The sequence below is a fragment of the Pedobacter folensis genome, assembly GCF_056490665.1.
The window spans coordinates 374,514-390,180 of record NZ_JBWJIF010000004.1; the positions used below are offsets into that span (position 1 = coordinate 374,514).

Annotated in this window: 15 protein-coding genes; all 15 read right to left on the bottom strand. The window is 37.1% G+C overall.

Features of this window, described 5'->3' with window-relative positions; translation table 11 throughout:
- Positions 1-148: 148 nt before the first annotated feature.
- Complete coding sequence (locus AC04QZ_RS21240) at positions 149-988, bottom strand: OmpA/MotB family protein (protein WP_478359372.1); 840 nt, start codon at positions 986-988, stop codon at positions 149-151.
- 79 nt (positions 989-1,067) lie between these two features.
- Complete coding sequence (locus tag AC04QZ_RS21245) at positions 1,068-1,727, bottom strand: DUF2461 domain-containing protein (RefSeq protein WP_478359373.1); 660 nt, start codon at positions 1,725-1,727, stop codon at positions 1,068-1,070.
- Between the two features lie 92 nt (positions 1,728-1,819).
- Complete coding sequence (locus AC04QZ_RS21250; RefSeq protein ID WP_478359374.1) at positions 1,820-2,218, bottom strand: DUF983 domain-containing protein; 399 nt, start codon at positions 2,216-2,218, stop codon at positions 1,820-1,822.
- 4 nt (positions 2,219-2,222) lie between these two features.
- Positions 2,223-2,495, bottom strand: a complete 273-nt coding sequence (locus AC04QZ_RS21255) for a hypothetical protein (protein ID WP_086547878.1) — start codon at positions 2,493-2,495, stop codon at positions 2,223-2,225.
- A gap of 117 nt (positions 2,496-2,612) precedes the next feature.
- Positions 2,613-3,923 carry a DUF4302 domain-containing protein gene (locus AC04QZ_RS21260; protein WP_478359375.1) on the bottom strand — a complete coding sequence of 437 codons (1,311 nt, stop codon included), beginning with the start codon at positions 3,921-3,923 and terminating at the stop codon, positions 2,613-2,615.
- A gap of 11 nt (positions 3,924-3,934) precedes the next feature.
- Positions 3,935-5,263 carry a zinc-binding metallopeptidase gene (locus AC04QZ_RS21265; RefSeq protein ID WP_478359376.1) on the bottom strand — a complete coding sequence of 443 codons (1,329 nt, stop codon included), beginning with the start codon at positions 5,261-5,263 and terminating at the stop codon, positions 3,935-3,937.
- 16 nt (positions 5,264-5,279) lie between these two features.
- Positions 5,280-6,734, bottom strand: coding sequence for a RagB/SusD family nutrient uptake outer membrane protein (locus tag AC04QZ_RS21270; RefSeq protein WP_478359377.1), 1,455 nt, complete (start codon positions 6,732-6,734; stop codon positions 5,280-5,282).
- Between the two features lie 11 nt (positions 6,735-6,745).
- A complete protein-coding gene (locus AC04QZ_RS21275) occupies positions 6,746-10,333 on the bottom strand; it encodes a SusC/RagA family TonB-linked outer membrane protein (RefSeq protein WP_478359378.1) in 3,588 nt (1,195 codons plus the stop codon).
- A gap of 340 nt (positions 10,334-10,673) precedes the next feature.
- Positions 10,674-11,834, bottom strand: coding sequence for a FecR family protein (locus AC04QZ_RS21280; RefSeq protein ID WP_478359379.1), 1,161 nt, complete (start codon positions 11,832-11,834; stop codon positions 10,674-10,676).
- 62 nt (positions 11,835-11,896) lie between these two features.
- A complete protein-coding gene (locus AC04QZ_RS21285; RefSeq protein ID WP_478359380.1) occupies positions 11,897-12,496 on the bottom strand; it encodes an RNA polymerase sigma-70 factor in 600 nt (199 codons plus the stop codon).
- 182 nt (positions 12,497-12,678) lie between these two features.
- The gene (locus AC04QZ_RS21290; RefSeq protein ID WP_478359381.1) at positions 12,679-13,221 is read right to left on the bottom strand and encodes a DUF420 domain-containing protein; all 543 of its coding nucleotides are present in this window, start codon (positions 13,219-13,221) and stop codon (positions 12,679-12,681) included.
- 52 nt (positions 13,222-13,273) lie between these two features.
- A complete protein-coding gene (locus AC04QZ_RS21295) occupies positions 13,274-13,969 on the bottom strand; it encodes an SCO family protein (protein WP_478359382.1) in 696 nt (231 codons plus the stop codon).
- A complete protein-coding gene (locus tag AC04QZ_RS21300; protein WP_478359383.1) occupies positions 13,969-14,322 on the bottom strand; it encodes a cytochrome C oxidase subunit IV family protein in 354 nt (117 codons plus the stop codon). Before AC04QZ_RS21300 ends, AC04QZ_RS21295 begins: the two co-directional genes overlap by 1 nt.
- 25 nt (positions 14,323-14,347) lie before the next feature.
- Complete coding sequence (locus tag AC04QZ_RS21305) at positions 14,348-15,061, bottom strand: cytochrome c oxidase subunit 3 (protein WP_086547888.1); 714 nt, start codon at positions 15,059-15,061, stop codon at positions 14,348-14,350.
- A 31-nt stretch (positions 15,062-15,092) separates the two neighbouring features.
- On the bottom strand, positions 15,093-15,659 hold the full coding sequence (locus AC04QZ_RS21310; RefSeq protein WP_086547889.1) for a cytochrome c oxidase subunit 3: 567 nt from the start codon (positions 15,657-15,659) through the stop codon (positions 15,093-15,095).
- Positions 15,660-15,667: the final 8 nt, after the last annotated feature.

The window sequence follows — 15,667 nt, forward strand, 5'->3', positions numbered from 1 at the left end:
TGTTCATCGGGATAAAGCGATAGCGGGGCTGTAGTTGCCAAGAACTACAAGCCGCCCATTTCCTAATCATAAAAAACATGATGATGCTGATGGGCGCTCCTTCATTTCGGTTGGTGAGACACCAACCGATAGAATTATTCGTTAAGATTTATTTAATCAAATTATAAAGCTCATCCAGCTTAGGCGAAAGCACAATCTCTATCCTTCTGTTTTTGCTTCTTCCATCGGCATTGGCGTTGGTACCCAGCGGCTGAAACTCGCCTTTACCTGTAGCCGTCATCCTCACGCTTTCTACCTTTCCGTTCTCCGTTAAATAACGTACCACAGAGGTAGCCCTCAACACACTTAAATCCCAGTTATCTTTAATCTGCCCCAGGTTGTTTATTTTCTGATTATCGGTATGGCCTTCTACCGCAATGTTGATTTCAGGTTGTTGTTTTAATACATTGGCCAATTGGGTAAGGGCCTGTTTTCCTTTTTCATCAATAATAATACTTCCCGAAGGGAACAACAGTTTATCGGTTAGCGAAACATAAACTTTACCATTTTTAATCTCTACGGTTAAACCACTTTTGGTGAAACCCAATAAAGCCTGCTGAAGTTTTTCTTTCAGGGCATTGGTTGCCTCATCGCGTTTACGCAAAACTTCTTCAACTTCTTTTAACCGTTTTTCGCGGGCAGCTAAATCGCCAGATAGTTTGGTGATTTCTGATGAGGAATTATTTTTCAGCTTTTTATAACTCGCATCCATTGCATTGTAGTTGTTCTGCAAATCGCGAAGTTCTTCAGCCATTAAAGTTGTATCCTTTTTAAGCTTGCTTACTTCTTTTTCTAAATTTTCAATCTTAATTAAGCCCTCGTTAAAAGCAGTATACAATGAATCTTTAGTACCCAATAAAGCTTTATACTTTTTAGGCGATAAAATAACACACGAGCTTATGGAAGAGATAAACAAGAGAAGCGCAAATGCAAGAAAGGTATTTTTCATTATTTTATTTGGGGGTTAACTGGTTAATCGGTTAACTGTTTAATCGTGGCGGTATAACCAATTTATACGATTTATACAATTAACCATCTATTGCATTCCGTAAAAATGCAACTAAAGGTTGTACTATTTTAAAAGAACTTATCAACTTATTAACGAGGTTTGGTTTTAAAAATTCTGCATCGTCGATTTTTGTGGTGGCCTCGAAGCTTTTCAACTTTAAAAATTCGATGTTTGGATCTGCGGGATCATAACCCTTAGGTGCATTTTTAAGGGCATTATCAACACCCAGTTTAAAGTTTTTCTTAAAGGCTGCGTTATTTATAATTTCTTTAAAATCGCCAATATTATAATCGATCTCTTGCCTGATTAATTTTAAATGCGGCGCATCAGGCATCCAGTATCCACCGGCTATGAAACTTTTTCCAGGTTGAATGTGCAGGTAATAACCAGGGTCATTACCTCCTTTTTTGGTAGAGAACCATACGCCGAAGTTATTTTTATAAGGGTCTTTGTTTTTGCTGAAGCGTACATCACGATAAATGCGTAAAAGGCACTTCTTTGGGTCCATCTCTGCCGGAAGCATGGGGTCTGCTTTGGCCAGCTCTGGAATAATACTCGCTACAAGTTCGAGTACATCAGCCTTTGCATTTTCATAAACTTCTTTATTATCGGCAAACCATTCGCGGTTGTTATTTTCCGCTACATCTTTTATAAAACTAAGGGTCTCTTTTTTTAACATACAGCATTGGGTTAACTGGTTAATCGGTTAATTGTTTAATCGCTGAATGTCACAATTAACCAGTCTAAACGATTTAAACGATTAACCAATAATTACTTATCGTAATACGGTTTGTATTTTATATTAGGCGATAAAACATGGAGCAGTATCATTCTAGAATAGCGATAGTTAAACGGATACAGGATAAAACAACCTGCAAAAATAACAATCAGATAGGGCCAGAAGGTTTCATCGGTAAGCGGGCCAAAAATTAAATAGGTGATCAAACTGGCAAAAAGCATCTCCATTACGTTCATGGCATAACTTACGTACATGGCGGCATAGAAATAACCGGGTTCAATTTCTATGCGTTGTGCACAATGCCCGCAGATTTCTTTGGTATGCTGAATGTTCCAGCCATACATACTGCCGGTAAAAATATCTCCCCTGCGGCAATGCGGACACTTACAATGTACAATGGCGTAAAGCTTTGAGGTTGTTTGATCAGACATGCTTTTAATTTAAATTAAAAGGTTCCTTTTTCATATTAAGGTGCACATTCTTTTTGCGGTATTTTTTATACCACACCACACCAACAATAACAGCCATTAAATAGGGAAGAGATAAAAGATACAGTACACCTGTGTTTAAACCTGCGGTTTGTGTATTCCCGTTTTTAACACCTTGTTCGGCATTAATGGTACACATAGAGCATTGGGCATTAACATTGGGACTTACCGCAAATGTACATACCAGTACAAACAGGATAAAAATTACTTTCTTCTTCATTCGGTACAAATATAAGCATAAACGCTTAGAGGGGTTTAAAAATTATGTCATAAAAAAACCCTTGCTTTTTAGGGCAAGGGTTACGGGAGAGAAAGATTAAAATTAGATTTTAATTATTTATAGCGTTCCGTATATAAAAGAACTTAAATCTGCAGTACGGTATAAGCCTCCTAATAAAGGACTATTAACATTGGTACTGCTTACCCAATCAATTTTAAACGGACCGGTTAGCATATAGTCAGATAAAGGCTTAATTTGAGCAGCCCTGGTGGTCCAGTTTCCGTTAGGCACAGGGTTGTTATCAAGTGTTATTACATCTCCAACTCTGGTATACTTATAGGTTGCCGAAGCGACAAATGGACTTGTTCCAGATAAGTAATTAATCTCTACCAAGAAATCAGTGTTACTAATTAAACTAAAACTTGTAGAGCTTACGGTTCTACCAGTAGCTACAAAACTGCTTAAAAAGGCATTGTATACAGCCGTAAATCCAGAAGTAACGCCTGTTGGTACATTTCCAGTTATGGTGATCTTTCTATAAGCAAAAGCAGATGGGAAACCAAATTGCAATGATAGTGGTACAATTGGAACGGTAGAATTTTGTACATTAATCCTGGTCGTACCAGCCATAACATAATAAGTCTTGCTTGCCGAATCGTAAAACAGTTCATTAAAATAAACACTTCCGTAATTTAAATAAGCACTTAGTGAGAGTTTATTGATGCCATAAGCAAAAGTTACACTTTTGGATTGGACAACTCCTTTGCTATCTAAATAGGTTAGCTTTAAAGTTTTTGAAGTTGGATCAATAGATAAAGCTCCTTTTGTTCCATCCGCAAATTGCAAATACGGGTTTTTATTCGCTGCAATATATGCTGTATTGGCGTCGGTCATGGTTTTTAAACCGCCGGCCAATATACTTTGGCTTTCTGCAGCAGATAAAGTTACTATCGACATTTTATTTCCGTAAAACGTTCCCTCAAATTTAAGGGTATCGCCTGCAACGCCTGCAAAAGCAAATTCAAAGTCAGATTTTAAACCACTCGCATTTGCGCCACCACTGATACTTGCATCAGGATCGGCTATTAAATGGATGTAGTTATACGTATCAAAAATTAAAGTTGGTCTTTGCAAAGCTTTTAACCGGTAAGTGCTAGTTTGTGGTGCTGTAGAAGACGCGTTGTTCACATCGCCCATCATATCTACCTTTCCGTCAGCCAAAAACTTAAAGTAAAAAGAAAAACCTTTTCCTCCCGAAGGGTAAATGGTAGCTTTCCATCCATTTGGTGCAGCTATTAACTTAGCTTGGTTGGCAGCCAGTTCTGCTGTTAATCTAGTATCAGGATCGTCCAAAATAGGATCTGAATCCCTTTTACAACTCGCCATTAACAAGACAACAAGTGCTATATATAAAATTTTATTTTTCATGTTTTATAAAATTAATTTCCTAAAACGCCATAAGTGAATGATGCAGCATTGGTAGTTTTTCTAAAGCCACCATATTCTATCCTCATATCCGGAGTATAAAAATAATTTAACAATAAAGGACTTTGTACAAAATAGCCCGTTAGCGGGGCAACAGCTGTAGCAATTACATTTGCATTTGCATCTCTGGTGGTAGCCGTAAACGTAACCTGGTTTCCAGTCGCAGCGTAAGTATGGGTAAATAAGCCAGTATAAGCTGTTCCAATCGCTGTTCCTGCAGTAGCATGAAAATTAACCTTCATCTGCATCTCTGTTGCACTGGTAAATGTAATGGTCATATTATCCAGTTCATATTTTGCAGTGGTATTTAAAGCTAAAAGTGCAGTTTTAGCATTATTATAAGCTGTTGTAAACTCATCCGATAAACCTGTAGTGGTTGCGGGATTAATATTCACGGAGCTAAACGCTTTACCAAAACCTAAATAGCCTGATAAACTTATCGGCGATAAATCATTGAAAGATTTTTGAACCCGGGTTTGTAATCCGTAAAAATCTATTCCCCAGGTTTGCTTAAAGTATGCTACAACCAGTGCTTCTTTTGCCCTGATGGAGGCTACAGCAGTAGCAGAAGTATTGGCTTTTAGCAATGCTTCGTAACCCGACTTCCCTTCGGTTAACATAATAGAAACCATTTCTGCATAATCTTCGCCTGGTGCAGCCTGTGCATACTGACTAATGAAACCATTAGCTGCAAAACCTGTACTATTGTTCCAATCGGCAGTATAACCAGCCGGCGTAATCAGCGGAAATTCTTTTTGATAAGTAATCGTCTGGTTTAAAATATGGGTAAATTCATGGTGAATGGTTTTTAAAACTCTTTTCGCTACTGAGCGTTCAGATTTATCGAAGTTGTTAACGTTAAACAAAGTTACCTTCACTCCGCCTTCAGCTTCTCCCAGCGTAACAGTACCGCCGGAGTTATATTGAAGACTTCCAACTAAAACATATTGTTTAGGAGAGTATTTCTTTATAAAATCTGCACCAGCCTCAGCAGTGTAAGGATCAATCCATGAACCTTTTACCACTTCCATTAATGGTTGTACCTTATCGTATTTTACAGGGGTAAGGGTTTTACTATTGTCGTACTCTGTACCGTCCCATCTGTATTTTACATACAGATTGTAGGGTTGGGTAAAGTTGGTGTACAGCCATTTATCAAGGGTAGTTTCTTCCCATTTATCGCCACCTAGCCCAACAATTTCGCGGTTAAGGTTTTCGTCTTCTTTTTTACAACCAGAACCCGCAACTAAGAGCGCCAGCATTAAAATATATAATTTTTTCATGTTGATAAATTTTAGGTTATCTAGGATTTTGTTGCATTCCTGCTAAGGTTACTTCACTTGGCAACTGCCAAACTCTTCTCAAATCATCAGCAGCTAACTCTACGGTATTTCCATCCGGATCAAGATGGCTAACAGGTAACTTATACCTTAAAATATCCATCCAACGCATTCCTTCTTCTACAAACTCTGCCCTTTTCAAATCCAATAAAGCAAAAATATAGGCCTGTTTGGCATCAGAGGTTCTTGAAGCATAAAAGCTTTTAATTTTTGCATCGGTAAAATTGTGGGTAGATGCTACATAACCAGTAACTCTTTGGCTAATTAATGTATTCATATCCACCAAAGCATCACTAAGCCTGTCTCTCATAATATAGGCTTCAGCCCTATTTAACAATACCTCTTCTGATGTTAATAATGTTTGCATCACATATCCAACCCCTGTACTTGCATTTATACTGGTACGTACAAAATGCTCGTAGTGTTTAGGTATAAAATAAAAGGTTGAAGAGAAAGAGTATCGTTGATATGCCGTTAAACTTATACCTAATGGGGCAATAATAGTGTTCAATCTATTCTGACTTTGAGAATAAATGGCTCTTGCATAATTTCTAGCGCACCAAGATGCAGTTTCTGCTAACAATAAATTACCAGGATTTGCTGCGCTCGACATGTTTTGAGCAATTTCAGTTGAACCACCGGTTGGCGCTGAATAAGCAAACCATGGTCTTACATTTGTAGCAAAGTTGTTAGAAGGAAAAGCCAGATTAGCATAGGTAATTACCTTCTCATAATCTTTCTTAAATAAATAAAAACGTGTGGCAAAAGCATATGATGCTTTACGTGTAAAGTGATAAGCCGGTACCCTGTAAAGTTCATCTTTTATTAATGGAATACCTTCAAGCAAATCTTTTTCTATCTGTTCGTAAACATAAGCCACTGTTTTGCGATCGTAGTTTCTCAGTACCACTGTTTCTGGTGTGGTAACATATGGAATACCTAAATCGGAAGCTGCTGTTGCACTGTCGTAACACTTCGAAAAGAAAGTAACCAACATAAAGTGCGCATAGGCTCTTGCTACTAATGCTTCTCCTCTTTGATGCGTATAATTCTGAGGATCTGGTGCTTTATCAATGGCATCTAAGGCCTGGTTTGCAGCAGCAATCGCTTCGTAACAGTTATTCCAATAGTTATTGGGCGTATCCTGACCGGTACCCTGCACATCTTTCCAATAATAAGCATCTCTGTTTTCAGGTTTATCAAGTCCTGTTAAACTTACAAAAGATGGGTTATCAGACATGGCTTCTGCTACCATCACATAACTTCCGCCAGGATAAGCAGTAACTAATAATTCTGAAACTTTCTCAGGCGTGTTTAATTTGGTACGCTGATCTGGCGATACCTCTAAATATTTCTTACAGCCAGAACCAAATGCTGCAAGCGTGATGAACGAATAAATTATATATTTCTTCATTTTAATTCTTATTAAATACCAACTTTTAGGGATAAAGTAATTTGTCTAGGTATTGGTAGTGCTACACCACCAGATCCAAAGAACTCAGGATCCTGCCCTTTCAGTTTTTTATCCGCATAGATTAACCAAATGTTATTTCCTTGCAGCTTTAACGATAACGAGTTTAAACCGATCGATTTCGCATATTTTGTAGATAGGTTGTATGCTAACGAAACTTGTTTCAATCGTACAAAAGAACCATCGGCAACGCGATCTGAAGAATAATTGTATGCCGTATAAGGATAAGTTCCGGTTAAAGACTTTCTTAATAAATAATCGGCAATTGATGGTACATTGGTAATGGTTTCATCACCAGGTAAAGTCCATCTATCTAAAAATTCTCTTGGCATTGCATCACTATCATCGTAGTTAGTTGCAAAAACATTTGTTAACCTGATTTTATTTCCAGCTTGATAAGAAACAAAAACGTTTAGGGCGAAATTTTTATAATTGAAAGTATTGTTCAAACCACCAGTATAAAGCGGATCAACAGAACCTTCGTATTTAAGGTAATCTGTGGTTGTACTTTGTACGTATACATTACTGCTGGCTACACCACTTTCGTTTGTAAATACCGGTACGCCCAGGTTATTTAGTTTTTGAAAGTCGATAGAATATAATCCTCTTACCGCACCACCCTCTTTAGGGCCACCTTCCGGGATAATTAAATCGTAAATACGTGGTTTACTTTTTAAATTGGTAATGGTGTTTTTATTGTATCCAAATGTAAAGGTGGTATTCCATTTAAAATCAGTCGTTTTAATAGGCATACCGCTCAGGTTGACTTCAAATCCATGTGAATTCATATCAGCATAATTGGCCGATTTTGTAAATTCACCACCAATACCAGAAGTTCTAAAGTTGCCGATCAGGTCGAAACCTTTTCTATTGTAATAATCTAATGATACATTTAAGCGGCTTTGGAACAAACCTAAGTCTACCCCAATGTTAGCCTCATATTGTTTTTCCCAGGTAAGTTCCGAATTCTCTAATCCATTTAAAGTAATTCGTGGCTCTACTTCAGATAACCTTGGTCTTAATGTGGTGCTATTGGCTAAAACTACAGATGAGTTAGTGGCACTACCCATACTTGCTGTTAAACCGTAACCACCTCTTACCTTTAAGTAACTGATTTGCGAAATATTTTTAATAAATTCTTCCTGATCTACATTCCAGGCTGCACTTAAGGTCCAGGTTGGAAGCCATCTTGCCACAGCACTTTCGCCCAAACGGTTACTTCCGTCGTACCTGAATGTTCCGTTAAATACATATTTAGAATCGTAAGAATAACTACCGTTTAAGAAAAAGGCCGCATATCTATCAAAAAATCTATCCATGCCATAGTAATTGTAATTACCTTCCAATAGCATTTTAATAATTCTGTAATCAATAAATGGCTCACCTCCTTTATCGTATTGATAACCATAACCGTTATTGAAACTGTTTTGGCGGTTTGCAAATTTGATCTCCTGTCCGATAAAAGCGCCAAGTGCATGTTTACCAAAGTCCTGTTTCCAATCAATTTGATTTCTTACATTGAAATTTAACAGATAATCGTCGTTTCTATTGTAAAATCCACCTTGAGGGAGTACACTTTCCTTATCGATAATTTCCGGACGGTCCGGATCATCGTATAAGAAAATATTAGCATTGGCAATAGTAGAATTTGGTGCATAACGATAAGCAGTTGCCATATTCGAATATTCTGTAATTTTATGCTCGCGGGTTGTTTTTACATAACGCATTGCACCTACAGACCTGAATTCAAAGTTTTTAATAAACTTATAGTTAAATTCCCCCTGCATTTTCATATCCAACATATCTAAATCGATGTAGTTGTTTTGCGTTTCGTTAAGGATATTAAATGGCGCATAATTTCTGGTAAAATATTCCAGATTACCATTGTCATCATAAGCCCTTATTGTACGGCTAGTATTTAATGCATAGCTAAAAGGGTTAATATCAAAATCGCGCGTATAGGTTCCTTCTACCACATTACTGGTTCTGCCCAATGTACCCGGAGCCCTTTGTTGCCTGTATGCTCCTGTAGCCAATAAGCCAATATTGATTTTAGGAGAAAGGGTATAATTTCCACGAAGGTTCATGGTATATCGCTTCACATTATCTGCAATAGACCATCCGTTATCATTATAATAACCAACTGAGAAATAGTGCTGTGATTTTTCAGATCCCGAAGAAATACTGATTGAATGTTCCTGCACAAAAGAATTTTTGAAAAGCACATCAAACCAATCGGTATTAGCGGTTGCGTATTTTTGCAAAAATGCCGCTCTTCCTTCTGGTGTATTCACAACACCAAATTGACCGGTGCTGCTATTATACTTATTAATTTCCTGGTACATTTTTGCAAATACACCTCCATTCATCCCATTTACAATATTTGGCGATAATCCACCTTTACGATAAACCTCTGCATATAACGACATCTGATCTGCAGAATTCATGATGTTATAGGAATCGTAATTTGGTTTTAAGAAAGAAGAAAAGTTACCGCTATAATTAATAGTTGTATTACCGATCTTTCCTTTTTTGGTTGTAATTACAACTACCCCGTTCATGGCTCTTGCACCATAAAGTGCAGTTGCCGAAGCATCCTTTAAAATGTTAAAGCTTTCTATGTCATCGGCATTTATTCCTGCTACCGATGATCCGATTAGCGTTAAAGCATCTCCGCTGGATAACTGATCATTAGAAATGTTAACGATATCTTCCAATACAATTCCATCAACTACCCAAAGTGGTTTATTCTCTCCCGAAATTGACGTAGCACCACGAACGCGGATTTTTGGTGCAGTACCAAAAGTACCCGAAACATTCTGTACCGAAACCCCTGCAACGCGGCCTTCTAACATCCGGCTAACATCTACAACACCATCTTGTTTTACATCACTACCTTTAACGGTTGTTGCAGATCCCGTAAATAATTTTTTCTGTATATTTTGATATCCTGTTGATACTACATCAACTGTTTTTAGATCATTAACATTTTCTTTCAAACTCACGTTAATTCTCGTGCGGTTGTTAACCTCCAATTCAATCGTGTTATAACCTACATAACTAAAAACAAGCGTACCGGCATCACTTACCCTAATTGTATATTCACCATTAGCATTGGTTGTGGTAGAATTAGTGGTTCCTTTTTCACGGATACTGGCACCCGGGATTCCACTTCCATTATCATCCGATACTTTCCCTTTTACCTCAATAACAGCAAAATAGTTAACAATTTTATCGAAAATACTCTTTTCTTTAGGTTTAATTAAGATGGTTTTATCTTCAATAGTATAGGTTAAATCCCGTCCTGAAATAATTTTAGCCATTACTTCTTCAATGGTAGCATTATTAAAGTTCGCATTTAAAGTAGCCGTACTTTTAATGGTATTGGTTGATAATAATACATCATAACCAGATTGCTGTCTGATTTCCCTAAACATTTTCTCTAATGTTACATTCTTTTCCTTTAATGTAACCAGCTGGCCAAATGAAGCTGCACTTACCTGCATTAACGAGGCAAGCAATATGACCGTAACTAACTTCATAATTAATAGCAATTTAGGTATGTAGCGTTGATGCGTACATAAAATTCTAATATAAATTTTGTACATTTAATAGTCTGTTTTGTGCGAAGCGCAATAAAGTTTAGACGCCAAAAAGCGTTTCGCGGTTATCCAAGAAATAATTGATTTTTAATCGATTCCGGCTTACGGAATAGCTAAACAGATAATAAAGGGGGGTGTTGCAAGCACTCCTTTTTTATTTATTCAACATTTGAATCGTCAGGAGTTTTGTCGAAGTTTATTCATCATTTGTTAGGTTAAGGGTTGATTAATTAGTTTATTTTTAGAGATAAAGGTTAGTTACTCCTTCATCTTTTCTCGTTTATTCTTTATAGACAATTACTTTATTGCCTTTAATATCGAAACGCACTTCTCCGGTCTGCTCAAATTTTCTTAATACTTTCGAAATTTTCTCAAAGCGACTTACTGTTCCGTAGTACATCACCTCTTTTGCAGCAGGATCGGCATATTCTATTTCTACATTATACCAACGGGCAACTTTGCGTAAAATGCTTTCCTGCCTCTCGTTATTAAACATGAAATAGCCATTTTTCCACGCTATTGCTTCATCAACATTTACTTCTCTCACATCCATGCCAGAAACGGATACCAAAGATTGCTCTCCAGGTTTAAGCACCTCACTCTCATTAGTCGTATTGTGCGAAACACGTACGCTTCCTTCCAATAAGGTGGTTTTAGTTAGCCTTTCATCTCTATAGCTATTAATATTGAAGTGTGTACCCAATACTTCAACAGCTTGTTTATCAGTTTCCACAATAAAAGGATGTGCAGCATTTTTAGCTACTTCAAAATAAGCTTCACCATCCAGTTTTACTCTACGCTGTTTCGCTGTTCCGATATTTAATGAATATTGAATAGAAGATGCTGCGTTTAGCCAAACCGTAGAACCATCGGGTAACTGGATTTGCCATTCGCCACCATTTGGGGTCGAAATGGTGTTCAATCTGGTATCGTTTACATTTTCTGATCCTGCTACATTATACACCAACCGGCCATCAGCAGTTTTAGTGATCGAGAAACCAGCTTCTTTGGCAATATCACCTTTCATCGCGTCTGAAAGTGAAATTTTCTTTCCATCAGCCAGGGTGAGAATAGCTTTATTTTTTCCCGGTGCTACATCAGTAGCAAAAACATGTTCCTTCTTTTTCTGTAGAGAAATGTAAGCAGTTAACGAAAACACAATAAAAACAACCGCTGCTGCAGCCCATTTTAAGCTATTCATTAAAATCCGCTTAGGCGAACGGCTTGGTTTGTCTACCGCCAGAATTTTATTTAAAACCGGATTCCATTTTTCTTCAACAACATTAACTGCATGTTCTTCTTCTGTGATAATCATTTTCACGATTTCGTCAGAAAGCAATGAGGTGCTGTTTTCTGCTAAAACTAAAAGTTCTTCCCTTTCGGACTGGCTTAAGGTCTTAGCTGTAAACTGTTGTAAGAGATAATGTATACGTTCTTCCATAAAGATTCTGATACTAAGAAGCAGCAAAAGAAGATTAGGACTATCGGGATATTAATTTTTTCCTATTTTATTTTCAAAAAGAAAAAAACAATCGGGAAAAGGAACACTATCCCATGCTGATCGAGGTGTATCCGTATCGATTTTAAGGCAGTTACAAGGGCGTTTTTTACCGTATTGGGCGAGATATTGAGTATTTCTGCGATTTCAGGTATGGTTTTACCATCGCGCCTACTCAATTGGTATATATTTTTGCGTTGATCGGGTAATTTTTCGACGGCAATAGCAATAATTTTAGTTACCTCGTTTAAATTAATTGTTTCAACTGTACTATTATGGCTATTTTGTTGTTTGGCAGTAAAGGCATCAACAACCCTATCCTCTTTTAATTTTTTTCGCAGGTAGCTTAAACATTCGTTAGAAACATATTTATACAGATAGGCCTTTACATTATCTACTTCTGCTAATTTATCGCGATTTAGCCAAACCCTTAAAAATGAATCCTGGATAATTTCTTCTGCCGCATCATCAGATTTGGTGAACTTTGTGGCAAAAATCTGGAGTACAGGAAGGTATTTGAAGAAAAGAACAGAAAAAGCCTGCTCATCTCCTCCGACGATTTTTTCTATAAGCTTACGTTCATCTTCTATCCTTCCTGGAGCCATAAATTAGTCGATCTGCCTGCTCACTTACAAATTTATAAGTGTTCTGTTGTGTGATGTAATATACATAAAAGTGAAAAAAAATTTGGGTTAAAACAAATATCATGTACCGCTTTAAATCACATTAACTAAAAAAGCCTTACTTGTTAGGTAAGGCTTCAGTCTTTTTTTAAAAGCGAAAAACGCTAATATTGATAATATGGTGAAATCATCAGGTAAACCACGACACCTGTTATGGCTACATAAAGCCATAGTGGGAAAGTAATCCTGGCGATTTTTCTATGACGATCGAAACGCTCTGCTAAGGCCCTTACATAAGTAACCAATACCAAAGGAATAATGGCTATCGACAATAGGATATGGGTTAACAAGATAAAGAAGTATGCATATTTAATGGCGCCTTCACCTCCAAATTTGGTCGATGGCGTAGTCATATGATAAGCGATGTACATAATCAAAAACAATAGCGAACAGCCAATAGCGGTTTTCATCAGGTTTTGGTGTAATTGTATTTTACCATTTTTTATGGCCCATACTGCAACAACCAGCAGTACAGCAGTTATTCCGTTAATGGTAGCGTATATTGGTGGTAAGAAAGGTAAAGCTGGTGCATCAATTCCCAGATCCTTTAACTTCACTACGAATAAAAAGGCTACAGCTACGGGTATAAAAATGGAAAGTATAATGATCCACTTGCTATATTTTTTCTCGATCGGACTATTTTCCATGAGTTTTTAAATCTCTTTTATATTATTATTTTTTGTATCGACTTCAGACTAACTACCTGCCGTCTTTAACGTTCCTTAAATACTCAGCGATAAGTACTTTTATTTCATCTTCTAACCTGGCATTTGCGCCCGCATCGTCGGCCTCATAAATACCGCGTATACGGTGCAGGTTATCGATCAGTACAATTTTATTACTAAAAATAAAATTGATTTTCTCTTTCGTTTCATCCGCAATTACGTCGAGTAATAAACCCTTTCTAATGAGTGGATAGGTTTGAATGGTATCGCCAACCAGAAAATCCCATTTTCCTGCTTTCGCTTTAAACTGCTCAGCAAAATCTTTTATCCTGGTTCCATCCAGCGGATCAACAGAAAGGCTTAAAAATTTAACCAAAGGTTTCTGCGCATAACCCTCAGCTAATTCTTTAATGTACTTACTTGTTCCCTGATTGTTTGCGCTGGTATAAAACATATTCAACACCACAATCTTATTCTCTAGCGACTTCCAGGTAACCGTATCATTATGCTGGTTTACGAGTTTAAAATCAGGAACAAGATGGTAAATGGTATCTGGTATTTTTTTCCCTTTTACACTGTGAAAGGTTGATGCAACAACCTTCTCACCAAAAATGGGTAAGCTCTTATACCTGTTCTTGGCAAACTGTGGCAATAAGTAAAAAAACAAAAATCCCGGTATAGCTAAAATGCTTACCAGGATTATTACCTTTTTTATAGGACTTCTTTTCATTAATGGTTCATCATGTGGATGTTTAAAAACCCACCTTCTATTAGCATTAAAACAATAAAGTAAATAATGAAAATGAATGAAACCGTTAATGCAAGTTGTAAGCCTAGCTTTTCATATTTTAAGTGCATAAAATAAGCTACAATATAAAATGCTTTTAACAGGGTTAATGCAATATAAATGTAATTACCGATGTGCTGGGTCATATATCCTTTCGGGATTAATACCAGCGCGATAATAAATTCAATTACGGTGATTAACAAAAGGATACCAAAAACTTTCCAGATTTTACCTTTTGATAAACCTGCATGTTCATCGTGGCCGTGGCCTTCTGTGCTATGTGCGTGCTCTGACATAAAAATATTTTTATAATATGATAAATTAAACCAAATAGAAGAATGTAAATACGAACACCCAAACTAAATCAACAAAGTGCCAGTATAAACCCACTTTCTCTACCATTAAATAATGTCCTCTCTTCTCGAAAGTTCCATTAATCGTCATGATTAAGATGATTATGTTAATGATTACCCCACTAAATACGTGGAAACCGTGGAAACCAGTAATGGTAAAAAATAAGTTTGCAAACTGTTGCGACGCCACAAGTGATACATCTTCTGGTTTAAGGAAGAAGTGTTTTAACTCTTCTGCAGAAGGAATATGTCCCCACCAGAAACCATCGTGGTGTAAGTGAGTCCACTCAATTGCCTGACAGCCTAAGAACATGAAACCACCAATGATGGTTGCAATCATCCAGCCGATAACTTCTTTTTTAGAACGTCTGTGACCTGCCTCTACAGCTAAAACCATGGTTACCGAACTCATGATCAGGATAAAGGTCATGATACCTACGAAAACTAATGGAGCGCCATGTTCTGCAATACCTGGGATAGATTGGAAAACCTTATCTGGAGCTGGCCATGTTAATTTAGAAAAACGCTGAGCGCCGTAGTAGATCAATAAAGATGAAAAGGTAAAAGCATCTGACAAAAGGAAAAACCACATCATGATTTTACCATATTCTACCGACCACGGAGAACGACCACCATTCCATGGTCCGGTTTTAACTTGATCTAATTGTGATACTGCATTCATTTGGAAATAGTATAATAGTTTGTTAACAAATTTAACGGTTCAAAAGTAAAAAAACATACAGATATATCCATAATATATCTATAAAATGCCAAAAAATAGAAGCAATTTCCATTCTGTACTGGACTTTCGCAATAGGAAGGCTTTTATAACTTCCTGCTAAAGCATTAATAATAAGGCCAACACCTGCAATAATGTGTAATAAGTGCATGCCCGATACCACATATATAAATGATATGGCGGCATTATTTCCTACCAGGGTTGCTCCGGTTCTAACCATGCTTCCCCATGCATTAAACTGCATTACACCAAAAGCAATAGCTAATATTACCGTAATCCACAGCATATTGCGCTGTAAGCTAAAGTTTAGTTTCTTTAAAGCTTTGGAGGCAAGCACCAAAGTGATACTGCTGGCAATAATTACCAAACTAGAGTAAATAAAAGCGTCAGGTAAAACTAAACCATGCCCCTTACCCTTCGAAGCAGCAAATACCAGGTAATAACTGGTAAAACCACCAAACATAATTGTTGATGATACGACAAATAACCAAACAATAAATTTCCTTGGTTTAGGGTCAAACGTATCCTGCATCTTTTCCATTGTTAGCA

Coding starts and splice junctions, on each gene's coding strand:
- AC04QZ_RS21295 (WP_478359382.1), bottom strand. CDS start 13,969: ATGAAAAGAAGTCCTATAAAAAAGGTAATAATCCTGGTAAGCATTTTA.
- AC04QZ_RS21260 (WP_478359375.1), bottom strand. CDS start 3,923: ATGAAAAATAAAATTTTATATATAGCACTTGTTGTCTTGTTAATGGCG.
- AC04QZ_RS21275 (WP_478359378.1), bottom strand. CDS start 10,333: ATGAAGTTAGTTACGGTCATATTGCTTGCCTCGTTAATGCAGGTAAGT.
- AC04QZ_RS21285 (WP_478359380.1), bottom strand. CDS start 12,496: ATGGCTCCAGGAAGGATAGAAGATGAACGTAAGCTTATAGAAAAAATC.
- AC04QZ_RS21290 (WP_478359381.1), bottom strand. CDS start 13,221: ATGGAAAATAGTCCGATCGAGAAAAAATATAGCAAGTGGATCATTATA.
- AC04QZ_RS21255 (WP_086547878.1), bottom strand. CDS start 2,495: ATGAAGAAGAAAGTAATTTTTATCCTGTTTGTACTGGTATGTACATTT.
- AC04QZ_RS21245 (WP_478359373.1), bottom strand. CDS start 1,727: ATGTTAAAAAAAGAGACCCTTAGTTTTATAAAAGATGTAGCGGAAAAT.
- AC04QZ_RS21250 (WP_478359374.1), bottom strand. CDS start 2,218: ATGTCTGATCAAACAACCTCAAAGCTTTACGCCATTGTACATTGTAAG.
- AC04QZ_RS21265 (WP_478359376.1), bottom strand. CDS start 5,263: ATGAAAAAATTATATATTTTAATGCTGGCGCTCTTAGTTGCGGGTTCT.
- AC04QZ_RS21280 (WP_478359379.1), bottom strand. CDS start 11,834: ATGGAAGAACGTATACATTATCTCTTACAACAGTTTACAGCTAAGACC.
- AC04QZ_RS21310 (WP_086547889.1), bottom strand. CDS start 15,659: ATGGAAAAGATGCAGGATACGTTTGACCCTAAACCAAGGAAATTTATT.
- AC04QZ_RS21270 (WP_478359377.1), bottom strand. CDS start 6,734: ATGAAGAAATATATAATTTATTCGTTCATCACGCTTGCAGCATTTGGT.
- AC04QZ_RS21240 (WP_478359372.1), bottom strand. CDS start 988: ATGAAAAATACCTTTCTTGCATTTGCGCTTCTCTTGTTTATCTCTTCC.
- AC04QZ_RS21300 (WP_478359383.1), bottom strand. CDS start 14,322: ATGTCAGAGCACGCACATAGCACAGAAGGCCACGGCCACGATGAACAT.
- AC04QZ_RS21305 (WP_086547888.1), bottom strand. CDS start 15,061: ATGAATGCAGTATCACAATTAGATCAAGTTAAAACCGGACCATGGAAT.